General features: G+C 60.2%; 19 protein-coding genes and 1 tRNA gene. 3 read left to right on the top strand and 17 right to left on the bottom strand.

All coding sequences use genetic code 11. From position 1 onward, the window contains the following. Positions 1–411: 411 nt before the first annotated feature. Positions 412–570 (bottom strand): hypothetical protein, encoded by a 159-nt coding sequence (locus tag M8523_RS16965; protein ID WP_282586077.1) that lies wholly within the window; start codon positions 568–570, stop codon positions 412–414. A 229-nt stretch (positions 571–799) separates the two neighbouring features. Beyond that, complete coding sequence (locus M8523_RS16970) at positions 800–1,048, bottom strand: hypothetical protein (protein WP_282583319.1); 249 nt, start codon at positions 1,046–1,048, stop codon at positions 800–802. Positions 1,049–1,225: 177 nt separating this feature from the next. Here M8523_RS16970 and M8523_RS16975 point away from each other — a divergent pair, with 177 nt between their 5' ends. Further along, complete coding sequence (locus tag M8523_RS16975; RefSeq protein ID WP_282586078.1) at positions 1,226–1,366, top strand: hypothetical protein; 141 nt, start codon at positions 1,226–1,228, stop codon at positions 1,364–1,366. Between the two features lie 190 nt (positions 1,367–1,556). On the opposite strand, the gene M8523_RS16980 is transcribed toward M8523_RS16975, so the two are convergent. Next, positions 1,557–1,913 carry a hypothetical protein gene (locus tag M8523_RS16980; protein ID WP_282586079.1) on the bottom strand — a complete coding sequence of 119 codons (357 nt, stop codon included), beginning with the start codon at positions 1,911–1,913 and terminating at the stop codon, positions 1,557–1,559. A 126-nt stretch (positions 1,914–2,039) separates the two neighbouring features. Between M8523_RS16980 and M8523_RS16985 the strand changes: the two genes are divergently transcribed. Then, on the top strand, positions 2,040–2,408 hold the full coding sequence (locus M8523_RS16985) for a hypothetical protein (protein WP_282586080.1): 369 nt from the start codon (positions 2,040–2,042) through the stop codon (positions 2,406–2,408). Between the two features lie 303 nt (positions 2,409–2,711). Here M8523_RS16985 and M8523_RS16990 read toward each other — a convergent pair. Beyond that, positions 2,712–2,787, bottom strand: a tRNA-Lys gene (locus tag M8523_RS16990). Positions 2,788–2,995: 208 nt separating this feature from the next. Here M8523_RS16990 and M8523_RS16995 point away from each other — a divergent pair. Next, positions 2,996–3,367, top strand: coding sequence for a DUF4864 domain-containing protein (locus M8523_RS16995; RefSeq protein WP_282586081.1), 372 nt, complete (start codon positions 2,996–2,998; stop codon positions 3,365–3,367). A 6-nt stretch (positions 3,368–3,373) separates the two neighbouring features. Here the strand turns inward: M8523_RS16995 and M8523_RS17000 are convergent, their stop codons facing one another. From M8523_RS17000 to nuoE, 13 genes are all read right to left on the bottom strand, one after another. Continuing rightward, entirely contained in the window at positions 3,374–3,619 is a 246-nt protein-coding gene (locus tag M8523_RS17000) for a DUF1467 family protein (protein WP_282586082.1), read from the bottom strand. Between the two features lie 15 nt (positions 3,620–3,634). Then, positions 3,635–5,305, bottom strand: coding sequence for a ribonuclease J (locus M8523_RS17005; protein ID WP_282586083.1), 1,671 nt, complete (start codon positions 5,303–5,305; stop codon positions 3,635–3,637). A 15-nt stretch (positions 5,306–5,320) separates the two neighbouring features. After that, complete coding sequence (locus M8523_RS17010) at positions 5,321–6,097, bottom strand: biotin--[acetyl-CoA-carboxylase] ligase (RefSeq protein WP_345894261.1); 777 nt, start codon at positions 6,095–6,097, stop codon at positions 5,321–5,323. 3 nt (positions 6,098–6,100) lie between these two features. After that, a complete protein-coding gene (nuoN, locus tag M8523_RS17015; RefSeq protein ID WP_282586084.1) occupies positions 6,101–7,534 on the bottom strand; it encodes an NADH-quinone oxidoreductase subunit NuoN in 1,434 nt (477 codons plus the stop codon). Positions 7,535–7,543: 9 nt separating this feature from the next. Continuing rightward, positions 7,544–9,052 (bottom strand): NADH-quinone oxidoreductase subunit M, encoded by a 1,509-nt coding sequence (locus tag M8523_RS17020; protein ID WP_282586085.1) that lies wholly within the window; start codon positions 9,050–9,052, stop codon positions 7,544–7,546. Further along, positions 9,052–11,100, bottom strand: a complete 2,049-nt coding sequence (nuoL, locus tag M8523_RS17025; RefSeq protein WP_282586086.1) for an NADH-quinone oxidoreductase subunit L — start codon at positions 11,098–11,100, stop codon at positions 9,052–9,054. The genes M8523_RS17020 and nuoL overlap by 1 nt, the downstream gene beginning before the upstream one ends. 10 nt (positions 11,101–11,110) lie before the next feature. Then, a complete protein-coding gene (gene nuoK / locus M8523_RS17030; RefSeq protein ID WP_282586087.1) occupies positions 11,111–11,419 on the bottom strand; it encodes an NADH-quinone oxidoreductase subunit NuoK in 309 nt (102 codons plus the stop codon). Between the two features lie 13 nt (positions 11,420–11,432). Then, a complete protein-coding gene (locus M8523_RS17035; protein ID WP_282586088.1) occupies positions 11,433–12,041 on the bottom strand; it encodes an NADH-quinone oxidoreductase subunit J in 609 nt (202 codons plus the stop codon). Positions 12,042–12,129: 88 nt separating this feature from the next. Continuing rightward, the gene (gene nuoI, locus M8523_RS17040; protein ID WP_282586089.1) at positions 12,130–12,618 is read right to left on the bottom strand and encodes an NADH-quinone oxidoreductase subunit NuoI; all 489 of its coding nucleotides are present in this window, start codon (positions 12,616–12,618) and stop codon (positions 12,130–12,132) included. 40 nt (positions 12,619–12,658) lie between these two features. After that, entirely contained in the window at positions 12,659–13,681 is a 1,023-nt protein-coding gene (gene nuoH, locus M8523_RS17045; RefSeq protein WP_282586090.1) for an NADH-quinone oxidoreductase subunit NuoH, read from the bottom strand. 13 nt (positions 13,682–13,694) lie between these two features. Next, positions 13,695–15,761: an NADH-quinone oxidoreductase subunit NuoG gene (gene nuoG, locus M8523_RS17050; protein ID WP_282586091.1), complete on the bottom strand. Its 2,067-nt coding sequence runs from the start codon at positions 15,759–15,761 to the stop codon at positions 13,695–13,697. 113 nt (positions 15,762–15,874) lie between these two features. After that, positions 15,875–17,176 carry an NADH-quinone oxidoreductase subunit NuoF gene (gene nuoF, locus M8523_RS17055; RefSeq protein WP_282586092.1) on the bottom strand — a complete coding sequence of 434 codons (1,302 nt, stop codon included), beginning with the start codon at positions 17,174–17,176 and terminating at the stop codon, positions 15,875–15,877. A 12-nt stretch (positions 17,177–17,188) separates the two neighbouring features. Beyond that, a complete protein-coding gene (gene nuoE, locus M8523_RS17060) occupies positions 17,189–18,103 on the bottom strand; it encodes an NADH-quinone oxidoreductase subunit NuoE (RefSeq protein WP_282586093.1) in 915 nt (304 codons plus the stop codon). Positions 18,104–18,108 lie beyond the last annotated feature (5 nt).

The raw sequence follows: 18,108 nt of genomic DNA on the forward strand, positions 1-18,108 counted from the left end.
GTGCGTGACTGGCACTTGAACAAGCCCACTTTCGCTCTCGGTAGAAGTTTGAAGGATTTGGCGAGGCGTAAACGTGAAAGTGCCTTCCTCATTTCCGAAAATGAACAGCCCTTCGGCCTTCCCGATACCGCCCCACTCAAATTTTGCCACGCGCGTCTCCCAACTTGCTAACAAGCTAGACGACAAGGCAACTCAGGCCGTCAAGGTCAATCGAGGCCTCGACACTAAGCGCGACCAGTTTTGTCCCGGGCTGTCCGGCCAAGCCATCCTCAGCACAACCGTGCCGACGTGTCGCCATCTGTATGTCTGAGGTACGGGGCGGCGCGTCTGCTGGACCATAATGTTGGAGCAGGGTTGACGGGGGATGAACGGGATCTCCGCCGCCTACCTCGCGTCGAAGCCGCCGACCTTTTAGCCTAGTTGAACGCCAAGATCGGCCAATCGCCGGATGATTTGCTGCTGACGTTCACGGTTGGCATCGGACGGTTCGGAACCCTGACCAGCTTCCACCTCGGTTCTCAGGCGATCGAGCTCCTCTTTCAGGGTTCTCTTCTCTTCCTCAGCGTCCATCGCCCGCCTGCTCCTCAGCTCGCCATTGCGCGACGCCTTTTCCGAGTCGCACTATGACCCGCGGATGCTGCACTGGAAGCCCTCTTTCTCCAGTTGGGATGCGGCACTCGGTGAGACGATCGGGCGTCAGATCGCCCCATCTTGCCCGCACCCGGGCGTCGCTCCGCCAGCCTCTTGCGGTCGCTAAGTGCCAACTGGGTGCTCCGTTTTGGACGCTTGCCGGCGGGCCTTAAGGCTCGCTCGCTGCCAGAGTGGCAATGAGGTCTAGAAGTGCGCCCTGCGCCGGACTTTTTTCGTGAAGAAAGTCTGGCAAGCTCAGAATGAACGCTGTTTCGCTTGTGGCATGCGAGGTGTCATGCTCGGTTGTTTGCAGGTGAAGGACATGGACCGGCATGGACCCATGTTCCAGATCGTGCACAAGAAAGAACCGAGAGCCGATCTCGCCATCGCCTTCTTTATAAAACTCACGTTGTGACATTGGCTGCATCTCTCCGTGTCCCGAAGCTATCGCTTTTGTCGCTTTCGTTACGACAAAAACGAATACTTTCAATGTGTTGGCTATTGACGGCGGCCGAACTTCGTCGCATGATGACGGCACCGGCGAGGAAGTGCAATTCCTCGCCGGGCCTGACCATCAAACGAAAAGCCTCGTCCAATGGCTACCCAAATTCTTACCACGCCCTTCGGCGTGAACTACACCGCTTTGCCGACCCACACCCCCGCCGATCCGATCGCCTTCGCGATTGCCCAGCATCGCCGCGCCTATCCGCTCGCAAGCCGGCATCCAATGTCGTGACTTTGAACGCTGAGGAGATGCAGGCGAACACAATAGCCAGACGGCTTATGAAGGATTGCCTCGGCGCGCCATCCAAAGCGCGGGTCGCATTTGACTTGCTTTACGAACGGCGCGCCGCGCCGTTGGAGCATCCGGCGAGGTGACGCGCTAGAGCACCCTGCTTTTGTCGAAGAGCGGGGCTTTTGCGCGTCTAGTGCTGCGATTTGAAAGCGACGACGAGCTGAACGACCCGGGTGTGCATCTCTTTTGCGTAGAGCTCCGCAATCGCTTCATGCTGCTGCGCCGTCGCGTGCATAGATTGTTTGGCGAACGCGAAGAAAGCCTCGGTCGCATTATCCGCTTCCTGCCGGCATGCTTCCAAGGCCGCAGTCACGAGGAACTCGGACGATTCCGCCTTCCCAAGGGTGGCGATCTTCTCTGCGGTGCAAAACTGAAAGTTCGTCATTGCCTCGTCGGCCTTGTCTTTTAGATCGGTGCCCGCGCCGGCCGCGTTGGCGGTCGAGATAGCGCCGAAAGAGAAGACCGCAAAAACGAACGATTTCAGCAATACTGTGCTCCAGATCTAGTAGACGCACGGTCACACAGGTTGCTTAATCCGGCAAGGCGCCCAGGACTTTTGCGCGTATGAGCCGTCGTGCTACGACCTTGGAGCAGTGCTTCGTGGAGCGCATTCATGCGATTGATGGTCGTGGCGTCGGTGCTGTTAGTCCTTTCGACGGGCATCGCGGGCGCTGTTGCTCTGCCGGAGGGATTTCTCGATCCGAGCAATGCCACACTTAAAACGGGCAAGCTGCAGATCGACGGACGTGACGAAGCGACCGTGAACTTCAGTGTGACAAACCACGCGTCACAGCCGGTGGCTATTATCGCCGTTGATTGTACGGCGCTGGTTGAAGATGAACCCATCGAGACCAACAGTCATCCTGTCCAGAACGTGGGCTCAGGCGAGACCGCCTATGGCGCAGTGGATTTTTTCAAATTGCGCGGAAATGCGGGTGCGACGGTTCGCTGCCGGATCGAGTACATCCGGATCGGTTTTTGATTGCTACGGCGCGGCGACGTGTGAAGCTCCTGTTCCAGGTCGAACGAGCCTTCTGCAATTACGGCCCACTAGGGCCGAATCACGCACTCAAGCGTCTAAGTCAGGCCCCATGCTCCGGATCGTATCGGCCATATAGGACGGCGCAAGGTGGGCGTAGTGCTTGTCCATTGATCGCGTGCCGGAGTGGCCGAGAGGGTCCGGCCATTAAGCTGTGGATAACATCAAGCTTCCCATGTGCTTCCCAAACAAGTTTTCTGGGAAGCAGGAGTGACCCTAAACAACATTAAACCCGTTGATAACGCTTGGTGAGCGCGCTGGGACTCGAACCCAGGACCCTCTGATTAAAAGTCAGATGCTCTACCGACTGAGCTACGCGCTCTCACCGAGCCACACTGCACCTAGCGGCATCGTGCCTGATGGTCAAGCCGAAGCTGCCTGAGAAGAAGTCGCAGCCTTGGCTCTGGTCCGATACATGGTTCAGCGCCATGATCAGATCAGGTCGATTGGCGACCGAACGAGCGAGGCCTGCGATGCGCCCTGCGATCTTGGTGTCTGCCCTCCTTGCACTGTGTTCCGTCTCACCCGCCTTGGCGGACGGCGATGCGCCCGACGCGGCGGCCCAAACGGCCATCCAGTCGGTAATCACACAACAGCTGAATGCGCTTCAAAGCGAAGATGGTACGACTGCGGAATCCTTCGCGTCGCCTGGAATCAAAGAGAAATTCCCGGATCCCGGCGCCTTCATGAGCATGGTGCACCAATCCTACAGCGCGCTCGTGCATCCCAAGTCAACCCACTTTGGCGACTTGTCTCAGACGGCCCTTGGACTGGTGCAGAAGATGACGATCGTCGACAGCAAAGGCGGCGTTTGGACCGCCGCCTACACGATGACCCAGGTCGATGGTCAGTGGCGCATCAGCGGTTGTTTCATGCTGAAATCCGAGGCTGTGGAGGCCTGAACGGTCTCACGCATCGGGATTCAAGGCCAGGACCACCATCAAGGCCGCGAAGGCGACCGTCGTGAGAACGGTCGTCCACAGCGCCTTTTTCAGAAGAGCCGGGGTCTGCGGAGCGCCGGGCTCGCTGCCGGGCACCGTGGTGCCCGTCTCCTGCTGCGAGCGAACTCCGAACGGCAGCACCGCGAACAACAGCGTCCACCAAAGAGTGAAGTAAATGGCGAGTGCCATCGGGAGACTGACCGGCAGGGTCATGCGACAGACGCCCGATCAGACCTCGACCACCAACACATGCACGGTCGGCTTCTTGCCCCAAGCCGCGCCGACTTGGCCACGAACAGCGCGCTCGACAGCCGTCGAGGTCGCGTCGGCATCCCGGCGCTTGTTGCGACCGAGATTATCGAGCGTGTCGAAAATGGCGGCGTCGATGACGGCATCCATGGCTTGGCCATCCCGGGTCCTGGACGGAAGCCCCGAGAACACGACATCCGGCGTTCCCGTGAGTTCACCCCGTGCACTGATCGCGAAGGCAATCGAGACCACTCCCGCAAAGGCCAACCGATTTCGGGCGGCAATCGACGGGTCGCCAACCGGAACCAGCATGTTGCCGTCCTTGGCGATGCGCCCATGGGGTGCATCCGCGATGATGCCTGGCTCATCCGGACCAATCAGCACCACATCCCCGTCACTTGCCCGGATCACATGCGGAACCCCGATCGAACGTGCGAACGCCGCGTGCTCAGACAGGTGAAGCGGCTCGCCGTGCGCCGGGATCGCGATGTGAGGCTTCAACCAGCCGTAGAGCTGGGCCACCTCCTCACGACGGGGGTGCCCCGAGACATGCACCAGCTCGGTGCGGTCGGTCACCACTTCGATACCCTGACGGATCAGACCGTTGATGATCTTTCCCACCTCCCGCTCGTTGCCCGGGATCGTGCGCGACGAGAAGATCACCCGATCTCCCTGCGTCAGGCGCGCATCTGGATGATCATCCTGAGCAATGCGGGCGAGAGCTGCACGCACCTCCCCCTGGCTTCCGGTGGCTAGAATAACGACCCGTTCGCGAGGCAGTTGAGCGAGAGCGTCGGAGGACAGGAACGGCGCCACCCCATCCAGATAGCCGCATTCCCGTGCCACACCGATGACACGGTCCATCGCGCGGCCAAGCACGATAACACTTCGTCCACAGGCAGCAGCCGCAACAGCGACCGCGCGCAACCGCGCCACATTGGACGCGAAAGTGGTGACCACTACACGGCCCGGTGAATGTTCGATGATCTCGCGCAGACGGTCGGCGACTTCCGTCTCGGACGGGCTGACCCCCGGTCGCATGATGTTGGTCGAATCGCAGACGAGGGCCAGGACGCCCTCCTGCCCGATCTCCCGCAGGCGGGCTTCGTCGGTCGGCTCACCCACGAATGGCGTCGGATCGATTTTCCAGTCGCCGCTGTGCACCACAAGACCCACTGGGGTCCGAATGGCCAGACCGGTACTCTCAGGGACCGAATGTGCCATCGAGATGATCTCCACCTCGAAGGGTGCAAGATCGAGCCGCTGGCCCGGCTTCATGATCGTGATCGGGATCCGCGGCGCACCCGGCTCGTTCAGACGCTTGACCTCCAACAATCCCGCCGCGAAACGTGTCGCATAGACAGGGCATCCGAGTTTTGGCCAAAGGTCCGCCACAGCTCCTATGTGGTCTTCATGGGCATGCGTGATAATGAGCGCGAGAAGGTCCCGCCGGATCGACTCCACAAAACTGATGTCGGGAATGACCAGATCGATGCCGGGCAACTCCGGCCCGGCAAAGGACAAGCCACAATCCACCATGATCCATTTTCGGCGATTGGGCGGTCCGAAACCATAGAGAGCCGCATTCATGCCGATCTCGCCCAAGCCCCCAAGGGCGCAGAAGACGAGATTGTCGTCGCGATTTGCCATCATCATCCACCATTGTCAGCCGACAGAGGCGGCTGATCTTTCGTCCAAAAATACATCTCCGGCTTCGACCGTCACAGGGCCGTGAGGCCCGAGCAACAGGAGCCGACCCTGTCCGTCAATACCCTGAAATCGACCTTCCACCTGCTCCCGATCCGAGCGGACGGTCAAGGGCGTATCGACCGGCAAGGCGTCCGCGAGCCACAGAGCCCGTATTTCACCAAAACCTCGGCCCTCATCCCACAAGGCGAGATGTTCCGCCATCGCCGGGCGCAGGTGCTGAAGCAGGTCCGCCGCCGAGATGGCACGCCCGGACACGCGCGAGAGGTCGGTCGTGAGGTACGCCAGTCCCTCAGGGTGATACGAGCAATTGACTCCCCAGCCGATCACACAGGCTTGTGTCCGGTCGGGCGCCATAGTGGCTTCCACCAGAATCCCGGCCACCTTTGCCTTGTCGACCAGGACGTCATTGGGCCACTTGATGCACAGGCGAGACACAGGGCTTGCCGTCGCCCGAATCGCTTGAACAAGAGCAACCGCGGCGACATGAGCCAACTGCGGCAAGGCAGATGGTGCCGCTCCGGTTCGAAACATGAGCGACACATAGAGATTGCCCACGGGCGAAACCCATGATCGACCCCGTCGACCACGCCCTTGCGTCTGCTGGTCGGCACTAATCCAAAGCGGCCCCGCATCGCCTCTTCGGGCGTGAGCCAATGCTTCCTCATTCGTCGAGCCAAGCCGCGCCACATGTGTCAGGGGCGCAGTATCGATGTCCCGCAATCGTAAGGTCACGCCTCAGAACAAGGAGTGAGCTGCGACCGTCGCCGCATCCTTGAACGGACCTGGCCAGATCGTAAACAGAAGGACAAAGACTCCCGCAAGCGACAAAACCACGTTTACGGCCGGACTCATCGGATCGAAGGCTTCTACAGGTTCGTCGAAATACATCAACTTGACGATCCTGAGATAGTAGAAGGCGGCAACGACGCTCGAAAGCACGCCGATCACGGACAGCGCGAACAAGTTGGCCTGGATAGCCGCTTGAAAGACATAGAATTTCGACCAGAAACCCGCGAGCGGCGGAATGCCTGCCAGGGAAAACATGATCATGGCGAGAAAGAACGCCATGGGGCCGTTATGCCGAGACAGCCCCGCCAGGTCGGAGATCGTCTCAACATTGAGACCTTTCCGCTTCATGGCCAGGATCGCCGCAAAAGTCCCAAGCGTCATCACAAGATAGATCAGCATGTAGATCAATACGCCGAAGACACCCGCCTCGGTCCCTGCGGCGAGCCCCACCAGAGCGAAGCCCATATTTCCGATCGCCGAATAGGCCATCAGCCGCTTGAAGTTTGTCTGCCCGATCGCGGCGAACGATCCCAAAAGCATTGAGGCGATCGAGATGAAGATGATGATCTGCTGCCACTGCGCCACAATGCCCGGAAAGGCCGTGATGACGACACGCACCGTGATGGCAACCGCAGCCATCTTGGGCGCTGTCGCAAAGAAAGCCGTTACCGGAGTCGGTGCACCCTCGTAGACGTCAGGTGTCCACATGTGAAAGGGAACAGCCGACATCTTGAAGGCCAGGCCGGCGCTTAGAAACACGAGACCGAACACCACGCCGATTCCGGCGTTGCCCTGCAGTGCCGTACCGATCACCGCGAAATTAACCGACCCCGTGAAGCCGTAAATCAGCGATGCCCCGTAGAGCAGCAACCCGGACGACAAGGCGCCGAGCACAAAATATTTGAGGCCCGCTTCGCTCGCGCGACCGTCGTCGCGGTGAAACGCCGCGATCACATAGAGCGCGAGACTCATGAGCTCGAAACCAAGATAGAGCGCGATGAGATTGCCGGCCGAAATCAGGGTCATCATGCCGAGCGTCGACAGCATGACAAGGATTGGAAACTCGAACTTGTTGATCCCCTGCTGTCGCAGAAACGGGATGGACATGATCAGTGTCGCGATCGACCCGATCAGCGCCAATACTTTCATGAAATGGCTGAACGGGTCATCCACGAAGGCACCATCGAAGCTGATGCTCTCGCCGCGCTTGTCGAAAATAACCGTGAGCAGGACGACACCCAGGATAACGATCGCGATCTCATAGACTACCTTGGTCAGCCGCTCCCCGGCGACCGCCCCAAAAAGCAGAAGCAGAAGCGCACCGACGGCGAGGATGAACTCGGGCAGAACGGGTGCGAGACTAAATCCGGCGATGACCATTGTTCTTCCTTATTGGCCGGCAAGATTTGCGGTGTGGGTCGGGGCAGGTAGGGAGACGGCTTTCACCACACCGTCGACCGTCGCCTGCGACGCATTGAGCACCGGCCCAGGGTGGACGCCGTAGTAGAGCGTGAGGGCGATCAGCGGCGCCAGAGTGACAATCTCGCGCGCGTTCAGGTCCATGATGGTCTTCAACGAAGCTTTTTCCAACGCTCCGAACACCACACGACGATAGAGGAACAACGCATAGGCGGCTGCCAGAATGGTCCCCAAAGTCGCGATCAGCGCCACCCAGGTGTTGACCTGGAATGCGGCCAGCATGGTCAAGAACTCACCCACGAAACCGGACGTGCCCGGCAATCCAATATTGGCCATGGTAAACACCATGAAGGCCACCGCATAGCGCGGCATCCGGTTGACAAGTCCACCGTAGGCCGAGATCTCACGGGTATGCATCCGGTCGTAGATCACGCCGACGCAGAGGAACAGCGCGCCGGATACGATCCCGTGGGAGATCATCAGGAACACGGCGCCCTGGACGCCTTGGGTCGTCATCGTGAAGATGCCCATCGTCACGAACCCCATATGGGCGACGGACGAATAAGCGATGAGCTTCTTCATATCCTCCTGCACCAACGCGACCAGCGAGGTGTAGACGATTGCGATGACCGACAGGGCGAAGACCAGAGGCGCGAAATAATGCGACGCCTCCGGAAACATGGGAAGTGAGAAACGGAGGAAGCCGTACCCACCCATCTTCAGGAGAATACCTGCCAGGATCACCGAACCGGCCGTCGGCGCCTCGACGTGCGCGTCGGGCAGCCACGTGTGGACAGGCCACATCGGCATTTTCACCGCGAAGGAGGCGAAGAAGGCCAGCCAGAGCCAGATCTGCATGGAGCGCGCGAAAGGCGTGTGTAGGAGAACCGTGATGTCGGTGGTGCCGGCGACGCCATACATCTTCATGATCGCGAGCAGCATCAGCAGCGAGCCGAGCAACGTGTAGAGGAAGAACTTCAAACTCGCGTAGATGCGCCGCTTCCCGCCCCAGATCCCGATGATCAGGAACATCGGAATGAGACCACCCTCGAAGAAGAGGTAGAACAGCACGAGATCAAGCGCCGAAAACACGCCGATCATCAGGGATTCAAGAACCAGGAAGGCGACGAAATATTCCTTCACGCGAACCTGGATCGAGGACCAGGACGCCAGGATGCAGAAGGGCATCAGGAAGGTTGTGAGAAGCACGAACGGCATCGAGATACCGTCGACGCCGAGCTTGTAACCGATGCCCGAGCCGAACCACGCCTTGCTCTCGATGAGCTGAAACGCAGACGTGCTTGTATCAAAGCGACCCCAGGCGACGAGCGACAAGAGGAACACCACCACGGTGGTCATCAGCGCCGCCCAGCGCGCGTTCTGCAGCGTGGACTCGTCCTCACCTCGCAGCACCAGAATGAAAGCGGCGCCGACGAGAGGCAGAATGATCAGGCCTGAAAGAATTCCGAACCCGAACATCAGTGAATACCCCCGACCAAATACCAGGTGATGAAGGCCGCCACGCCGAGCATCATCGCGAAGGCATAATGATAGACGAAGCCCGTCTGGATCTTCACGACGCGGCCGGTGGCGCCGATCACAGCCGCCGCGACCCCGTCCGGTCCAAACCCGTCGATGATCATCCCATCGCCACCCTTCCAGAACAGGCGTCCTATCCAGAAGGCTGGACGTACAAACAGGAAGTCATAGAGCTCGTCGAAGTACCACTTGTTCAACAGGAACAGGTACAAGGGTCGGTTTCGTTCCGCGAGCCGTTGTGCGGTGCCGGGTGCCAGAATGTACATATAGAGAGCGACGAAGAACCCGAGCAGCATCATGATCGTCGGCAGGAAACCGATCATGAAGGGAACTTCATGCTCCATGTCTTCGAGCACATGATTGTTTGGCGAGAAGAAGAGAGCTTCCTTCCAGAAGCTTTCCGCCCCCGTACCGATGAAGAAATGCTTGAAGATGAGCCCGGCGAACAAAGCCCCAAAGGCGAGCACGTAAAGCGGGATGAGCATCACATTGGGCGACTCGTGCGGTTCATGATGATGCCCATGGCCATGAGCATGCCCATGTACATCGGCCGCGGCATTTCCATGCGCATGGCTATGCTGATCACCCGCAATCGGTTCGTCATGCGCGTTTGAATCATGAGGCTCGGTCGATCCTTCGACGGTGCGCGGAACGTCGAAGAAGGTAAGGAAGACAAGGCGCCAGGAGTAGAACGAGGTCAGCCCTGCCGCGATGACCGTCATCAGGAAGCCGTAGAGAGCCGCCGGTCGATGGGAGACGTAAGCGGCCTCGATAATCGCGTCCTTGGAGTAATAGCCCGCCGTCAATGGGAAACCGGTCAGCGCAAGCGTGCCGATCGTCATCATCAGGAACGTCATCGGGATCTTACCCGCGAGACCGCCCATCTTCCGCATATCCTGCTCGTGGTGCATCGCATGGATCACCGATCCGGCGCCAAGGAACAGCAAGGCCTTGAAGAAAGCATGCGTGAAGAGGTGGAAGACGGCCACGCCATAGGCGCCGCAGCCGAGTGCCACAAACATGTAGCCAAGTTGCGAACAGGTCGAATAGGCGATCACGCGTTTGATGTCGTTCTGAACCAGACCAATCGTGGCGGCGAAGAACGCTGTCGTCCCACCGATGATGAGCACGAAATTAAGCGCGTGCGGGGCCAGCTCAAACAGGGGGGAGAGGCGCGCCACCATCACCACACCGGCGGTCACCATGGTCGCCGCATGGATCAGGGCCGACACCGGGGTCGGACCTTCCATGGCGTCGGGCAGCCAGGTGTGCAGCAGGAACTGCGCCGACTTGCCCATGGCGCCCATAAACAGCAGCAGACAGGTGATGGTGAGAGCGTTCCCGGTGATGCCGAAGGCATGAAAGGACTTCCCCACGAGGCCCGGAGCGGCGGCAAAGACCGCATCGAAGGCAACCGAGCCCGTGAGCGCGAAGACCAGGAAGATGCCAAGCGAGAAACCGAAGTCACCAACCCGGTTGACCACGAATGCTTTGATGGCCGCCGCATTGGCGCTCGGCCGCTCATACCAGAAGCCGATCAGCAGATAGGAGGCGAGACCCACGCCCTCCCAGCCGAAGAACATCTGAACGAGGTTGTCGGCGGTCACCAGCATCAGCATGGCGAAGGTAAAAAGTGACAGATAGGCGAAGAAACGCTGACGGTGCGGATCTTCCTCCATGTATCCAATCGAATAGACGTGCACGAGCGTCGAGACGGTGTTCACCACCACGAACATGACGACCGTCAACGTGTCGATGCGGAACGCCCAGTCGATCTGCAAATTGCCGACCGTCATCCAATTCGCGACGAGGACGCGCGTGGTGCCGCCGCCGAGTCCGACGTGAAAAAATGCCACCCAGGACAGAAGCGCAGAGATGCCGACGAGCGACGTGGTCACCAGCTCCGCCCGGTGTGCCCCGAGTTGGCGGCGAAACACACCCGCGATCAAGCTGCCGAGAAGTGGCAGGAAGACGATGAGATGATACATCTGACCCGCCTCAGCCCTTCATCATGTTGATGTCTTCGACCGCGATCGTGCCGCGGTTCCGGTAATAGACGACGAGGATCGCCAGGCCGATGGCCGATTCCGCTGCCGCCACGGTCAGGATCAAAAGTCCGAAGACCTGGCCCGTGAGGTCGCCCAGGTAAGACGAGAAGGCCACGAGGTTCAGATTGACGGCCAAGAGGATCAGTTCGACCGACATCAGAATGACGATGATGTTCTTGCGGTTGAGGATGATACCAGCGATTCCAAGCGTGAGCAGGATAGCGGCGACGATCAGATATTGGTTAAGACCGATGGTCATGGATGAGTCCTGATCACAAACCAGCGCGGGACGGGACCTTGCGCAGCGTCACGGCCTTGTGCCTGTCGCGCAGGTTCTGCTCGGAGATATTCTGCCGCTTCACTCCGACCTTATGGCGCAATGTCAGCACGATCGAACCGATCATCGCCGTGAGAAGGATGAAGCCGGCCGCCTGGAAGAAATAGATATATTGCGTGTACAGGATGCGCCCGAGCGCCGCTGTATTGCTGATGCCCGCCGGCGTGGCCGACCCTAAGACACGGGAGCCGGCGGGTGCGAGCGTCCAGCCGCCGACCACCAGAACCAGCTCGATCAGAACGACGGCTCCGACAAGCGCGCCGACCGGCAGATATTGCAGGAATCCTTGCTTCAGCACAGCGAAGTCGACGTCGAGCATCATGACGACGAAGAGGAACAGAACCGCCACGGCGCCCACGTAGACCACGATGAGGATCATGGCGAGGAACTCCGCGCCGAGCAGCATGAACAGTCCGGCCGCATTCACAAAGGCGAGAATGAGAAACAGGACCGAGTGAACGGGGTTGCGAGCCGCGATGACCATGAAGGCCGAAGCCACGCAGATGGCCGAGAAGATGTAGAAAAAACCGTCGGCCGCCGTCATGCCCGCCTCATACCCCTTCGGCCTCGCGGCCACACGTAGAGCACCGGCCCGAAGACTCGGTGCTCGCTCATTTCAATCCACGCATCGATTACCGGTACGGCGCGTCCATCGCGATGTTGCGAGCGATCTCACGCTCCCAGCGATCGCCGTTGTCGAGCAGCTTTTGCTTGTCGTAGAGGAGTTCCTCGCGAGTCTCCACCGAGAATTCGGCGTTCGGACCCTCGACGATGGCATCGACCGGGCAGGCTTCCTGGCAAAGCCCGCAATAAATGCACTTCACCATATCGATGTCGTAACGCGTGGTCCGCCGGGTGCCATCGTTACGTCGCGGGCCTGCCTCGATCGTTATCGCCTGCGCAGGACAGATCGCCTCGCAGAGCTTGCAAGCGATGCAGCGCTCTTCCCCGTTGGGATAGCGACGCAGCGCATGCTCTCCGCGATAGCGCGGGCTCTGCGGGTTCTTTTCGTGCGGGTAATTCAAGGTCCGCTTGGGCTTGAAGAAATACCGCATCGAGAGCGCGAACGCGCCCAGGAACTCAGTGAGGAACAGCGATCTGGCCGCTTGGTCCAGTCTCATTGGATCTCGTCCTTATACGCCGCCATCGCGGATCTCGATATCAATGAGGCAGTCCACCCCAGCCGGTCACCTGCAGCACGCCTGCCACCACGACCACGCAAACGAGAGAGATCGGCAGGAAGACCTTCCATCCGAGGCGCATCAGCTGGTCGTAGCGATAGCGCGGCACGAAAGCCTTGACCATGGCGAACATGAAGAACACCGCAGAGGCTTTGAGCACGAACCAAATGATACCCGGCACCCAGGTGAAAGGTGCAAAGGGGATCGGCGACAGCCATCCACCCAGGAATAGGACCGCTGTCATCGCGCACATGCTGACGATCGCGACATATTCGCCGAGCATGAACAGCATGTAGGCCGAGGAGGAATATTCCACCATGAAGCCGGCCACGAGCTCCGACTCGGCTTCCACGAGATCGAAAGGCGGCCTGTTCGTCTCGGCCAAGGCCGAGATGAAGAAGATGATGAACATCGGAAACAAGGGCAGCCAATACCATCCGAAGACGCCATAGGCGGTGTTTTGAGCGTTCACGATGTCGGTCAGGTTCAGCGAGCCGGCACACAGCAGCACGGTGACCAGCACGAAGCCGATGGAGACCTCGTAGGACACCATCTGGGCCGCGGACCGCAAAGCCGCCAGAAATGGATACTTCGAGTTCGAGGCCCAGCCGGCCATGATCACGCCGTAGACGCCCAGTGATGAAACAGCAAAAATGTAGAGGATGCCGACATTTAGGTTCGAAATGACCCAATCCTGATCGATCGGGATCACGGCCCAGGCCGAAATCGCCAATGCACCCGTGACGAGTGGCGCGAGAAGGAACACGCCCTTGTTGGCGCTCGCCGGGATGATCGGTTCCTTGAAGACGAACTTCAGGAGATCGGCGAAGCTCTGCAGCAATCCGAAGGGCCCGACCACGTTCGGGCCCCGGCGCAGCTGAACCGCTGCCCAGATCTTGCGATCTGCCAGCAGCACATAGGCCACGTAGATCAGCAGGCCGACGACGAGCGCCAAGCTTTCGATGATCTTGAGAATGACGGAAAGAACCGAGCCGTCGGTCATTGGGAGGTCCGTCCTATTCCGCAGCTAGCGGCTGCCGAAGCCGATTTGCGTGCAACGCTGAACACTCCGCCATGACGGCTGAGGCGCGGGCGATGGGGTTGGTCAGGTAGAAGTCGCTGATGGGCGACACGAAAGGCGCTTTGTCAAGCGTCCCACCGATCTCCGCAAGCTCGCCGAGCCCCGACGTTTCACCGGCCGCAATCGCGTCGAGCTCACCGAAGTGCGGATGAGCGGCCACCAAGGCCTCCCGTAAGGCACGATGAGAGTCGAACGGCAGCTTGGCACCAAGTACGTCCGACAGAGCACGGAGAATTGCCCAATCCTCGCGGGCATCGCCCGGCGGAAAGGCAGCACGGTCGCCGCGTTGCACACGGCCTTCCGTGTTCACATAAAGCCCGGGCTTTTCGGTATAGGCAGAGCCCGGAAGGATCACGTCGGCCCGATGCGCGCCGCGGTCGCCATGAGAGCCCTGGTAGACCACGAAAGCCCCGGGTGCGACATCGATCTCGTCAGCACCAAGCAAAAACAGAACATCGAGCGCACCGGCCGCTGCCATCTGATGCGCTGTCAAACCTCCCTCGCCCGGCACGAAGCCGAGATCGAGCCCACCGACCCGGGCTGCCGCCGTATGCAACACAGCGAGCCCGTTCCAGCCTTCCTTGATGGCGCCCAGACCCTGCGCGAGTTTGACGACTTGTGCCAAAACCGCGGCGCCGTCGCCACGCGTCAAGGCTCCCTGCCCTACGAGCACAAGAGGACGCTCCCCCGTCACCTCAGCCCGACCGGCGAAGTCAGAAAGCGTGTCGGTGCCGGCGCCGTGGTACGTCGTGGCATAGGTCAGATCGGCGTGTTCGCCGATCACGTTGATCGGGAAATTGCCCCGGAGCCAGCGCTTGCGGATGCGGGCATTCAGAACCGGGCTTTCCTTGCGCGGGTTGCTACCGATGATCCACAAGGAGTCGGCTTCTTCAATCCCCGCCACCGTCGGATTGAAGATATAGGAGGCCCGGCCGAAGCGTGGGTGCAACACCGTGCCGTCCTGGCGACAATCCAGATTCTTGACGCCGAGCTTCGCGAGCAGTTGTTGCAGGGCAAACATTTCCTCCACCGCGACGAGATCGCCCGCGATCGCACCGATGCGCTCGAGCTTCGCCGCCTTGACCTTGGTGGCGATCGCCGCGAAGGCCTCGCCCCATGTGGCGGGTGCAAGCCGGCCATTCCGCCGTACGTAAGGACGGTCGAGCCGCTGGGACTTCAACCCATCGGCCATATGGCGGGTCTTGTCGGAAATCCATTCCTCATTCACGGCGTCATTCACACGCGGCAGGATCCGAACGACCTCCTTGCCCCGCGAATCGACCCGGATGGCGGAACCGAGCGCATCCATCACGTCGACCGTTTCGGTCTTGGTCAGCTCCCAGGGTCGCGCCTTGAACGGGTAGGGTTTCGGCAACAACGCGCCAACGGGGCAGAGATCCGCGATATTGGCCTGGAGCTCCGAGCCCAGCGAGGTCTCGAGATAGGTCGTGATCTCCATATCTTCGCCGCGACCGATGGCGCCCATGTCACCAGTGCCGGCGACTTCCGCCGTGAATCTCACGCAGCGTGTGCAGTGGATGCAGCGGTTCATCGACGTGCGGACCAGCGGTCCGATGTACTTGTCTTCGACCGCGCGCTTGTTCTCATGGAAGCGAGAACCGGCCACTCCGAAGGCCATGGCCTGGTCCTGCAGATCGCACTCGCCGCCCTGGTCACAGATCGGGCAATCGAGAGGATGATTGATGAGCAGAAACTCCATCACCCCGTTGCGGGCCTTCTTGACCATTGGCGACTTGGTCACGACCGTCGGCAGCTCGCCATTCGGGCCGGGCCGGCAGTCCTTGACGCCCCAGGCGCAAGAGGCCACCGGCTTAGGCGCACCTTTGAGTTCCACCAGACACATGCGGCAATTGCCGGCAATCGACAGCCGTTCATGGAAGCAGAAACGAGGGATCTCGGCGCCGGCGGCCTCGCAGGCCTGCAGCAGCGTGTAATCCGCCGGAACATCGACTTCGACTCCGTCGACGACGATCTTGGTCATCCAACCATCCTTACTGCGGGTGCCACGATAACCACCCCGGACTTCATGCACACATCTACCAACGTGAGACACCCGACACGATCGAGACGAAGCTTGATCTCGCCGATCATCCCCTACTCCGCCGCGACCCGGATGGGCTCGGGATGTGGGTTCGCCATATAGCTGTCGATCCGCTTCTCGATTTCTGGACGGAAGTGCCGGATCAAGCCTTGGACCGGCCACGCGGCCGCATCACCGAGGGCACAGATCGTATGGCCTTCGATTTGGGTCGTGACTTCGAGAAGCATGTCGATCTCACGCTTCTGCGCGCGCCCTTCGGCCATACGGTTCATGACGCGCCACATCCAACCCGTGCCTTCGCGGCAGGGGGTGCACTGGCCGCAGCTCTCGTGCTTGTAGAAATAGCTGATCCGGGCGATCGCCCGAACGATGTCGGTCGACTTGTCCATCACGATCACGGCGGCCGTGCCGAGACCCGATTTGAGGTTGCGCAGCGTATCGAAATCCATCGGCGCATCGATGATCTGATCCGCCGGGACGCAGGGAACCGACGAGCCACCGGGGATGACAGCCAGCAGATTGTCCCAGCCGCCCCGGATGCCACCACAATGCCGGTCGATCAGCTCCCGGAACGGGACCGACATGGCCTCTTCAACGTTGCAGGGCTTGTTGACGTGACCTGAAATGCAGAAGAGCTTCGTGCCGCTGTTGTTTTTTGCGCCAAATCCAGCGAACCAAGCCGCGCCGCGCCGCAGAATGGTCGGCGCAACGGCGATCGACTCGACATTGTTGACCGTCGTCGGATTGCCGTAGAGACCCATATTGGCCGGGAAAGGCGGCTTCAGCCGGGGCATTCCCTTCTTGCCCTCGAGCGATTCCAACAGAGCGGTCTCTTCGCCGCAGATGTAGGCGCCAGCGCCCCGATGCACGTAGATGTGGAACGGATATCCGTGGACATTGGTGGGCCCGACGAGATTGGCCTCATAGGCTTCCTCGATAGCGGCATCCAGACGATCCGCCTCCAGAACGTATTCGCCGCGAATGTAAATGTAGCAGGCGTGAGCCCCCATCGCGAAGGAGGCAATGAGGCACCCCTCGATGAGCATGTGCGGGTCATTGCGCATGATCTCCCGGTCCTTGCAGGTACCGGGCTCCGATTCATCGGCATTGACTACGAGATAGGAAGGCCGCGCCGCATCGGGCTTTGGCATGAACGACCATTTGAGGCCCGTCGGGAAACCGGCGCCGCCACGGCCCCGAAGACCCGACGCCTTCATCTCGTTGATGATCCAGTCCTTGCCCTTTTCGATTAGTCCCTTCGTGCCATCCCAAAGCCCACGCGACCGCGCGCCTTCCAGGCGCCAATCACCGAAGCCATAAAGATTCTGGAAGATCCGGTCCTTGTCCTCAAGCATCGAGTTCAGCCTTCACTTCTCGGGAGAGCCGGCCGGACCAGGCACGGACGGGTTGTTTCTCGTGGACTGCTCCTGCCTTTCCTTGGCCTGATCGGGAGCATCCGTTGTTCTCGCGCTCGACTCGATCTGGTTCGATCCGACCGGATCATCGGTCCGTGTGCCGGTATCAGCCACCGATCCCCGTGGCTTGCCGATCGTATTGTCGCGAGCGTGATCCACGCCACCATGGGTGTGCTCGTTCGGAACGTTGTCCTGGTCGGACACGGCAGAAGGTGCGGTGGCTCCTGTCCCGCTCGTATGCGGCTGTACCGGTCCGGCTCCGTCATGGCCGTAGAAGCCGGTCAGCGTGGTCAGGCCGCCCTCCGGTTCCGACGTATGGCGTCCCGCCTGGGACCCCACTTTCACGTCACGGCCCGCAGCGAGGTTGTCGAGCAAGGTGGAAACGTTTTCAGGAGTCAGGTCTTCGAAATAATCGTCGTTGATCTGCACCATGGGCGCATTGCAGCAAGCCCCGAGACACTCGACTTCCAGCCACGAAAAGAGCCCGTCCGGCGTCACATGATCCTGCTCGCCGATTCGGGCGGCCAGAACGGCCTTGATGCCATCCGATCCCCGCAGCACGCACGGTGTCGTCCCGCACATCTGGATGAAGTATTTCCCGACAGGCTTCAGGTTGAACATCGAATAGAAGGTGGCGATTTCAAGCACCCGAATGTCGGGCATGTCGAGGATCGCGGCGACTTTCTCGATTGCTGGCCGGGGGAGCCAGCCGTCATGCTGGCGTTGCGCCCGATGCAGCAGAGCGATCACGGCCGAGGCCTGACGGCCAGCCGGATATTTCGCGATCTGCTTCTCTGCCCACGCCTGATTTTCAGGCGTGAATTCGAAGCTCTCGGGCTGGATTTCAGCGAGACGGCGTACAGCCATGCGGA

This window comes from Lichenifustis flavocetrariae, from assembly GCF_026130545.1.
Taxonomy (GTDB): domain Bacteria; phylum Pseudomonadota; class Alphaproteobacteria; order Rhizobiales; family Beijerinckiaceae; genus Lichenihabitans; species Lichenihabitans flavocetrariae.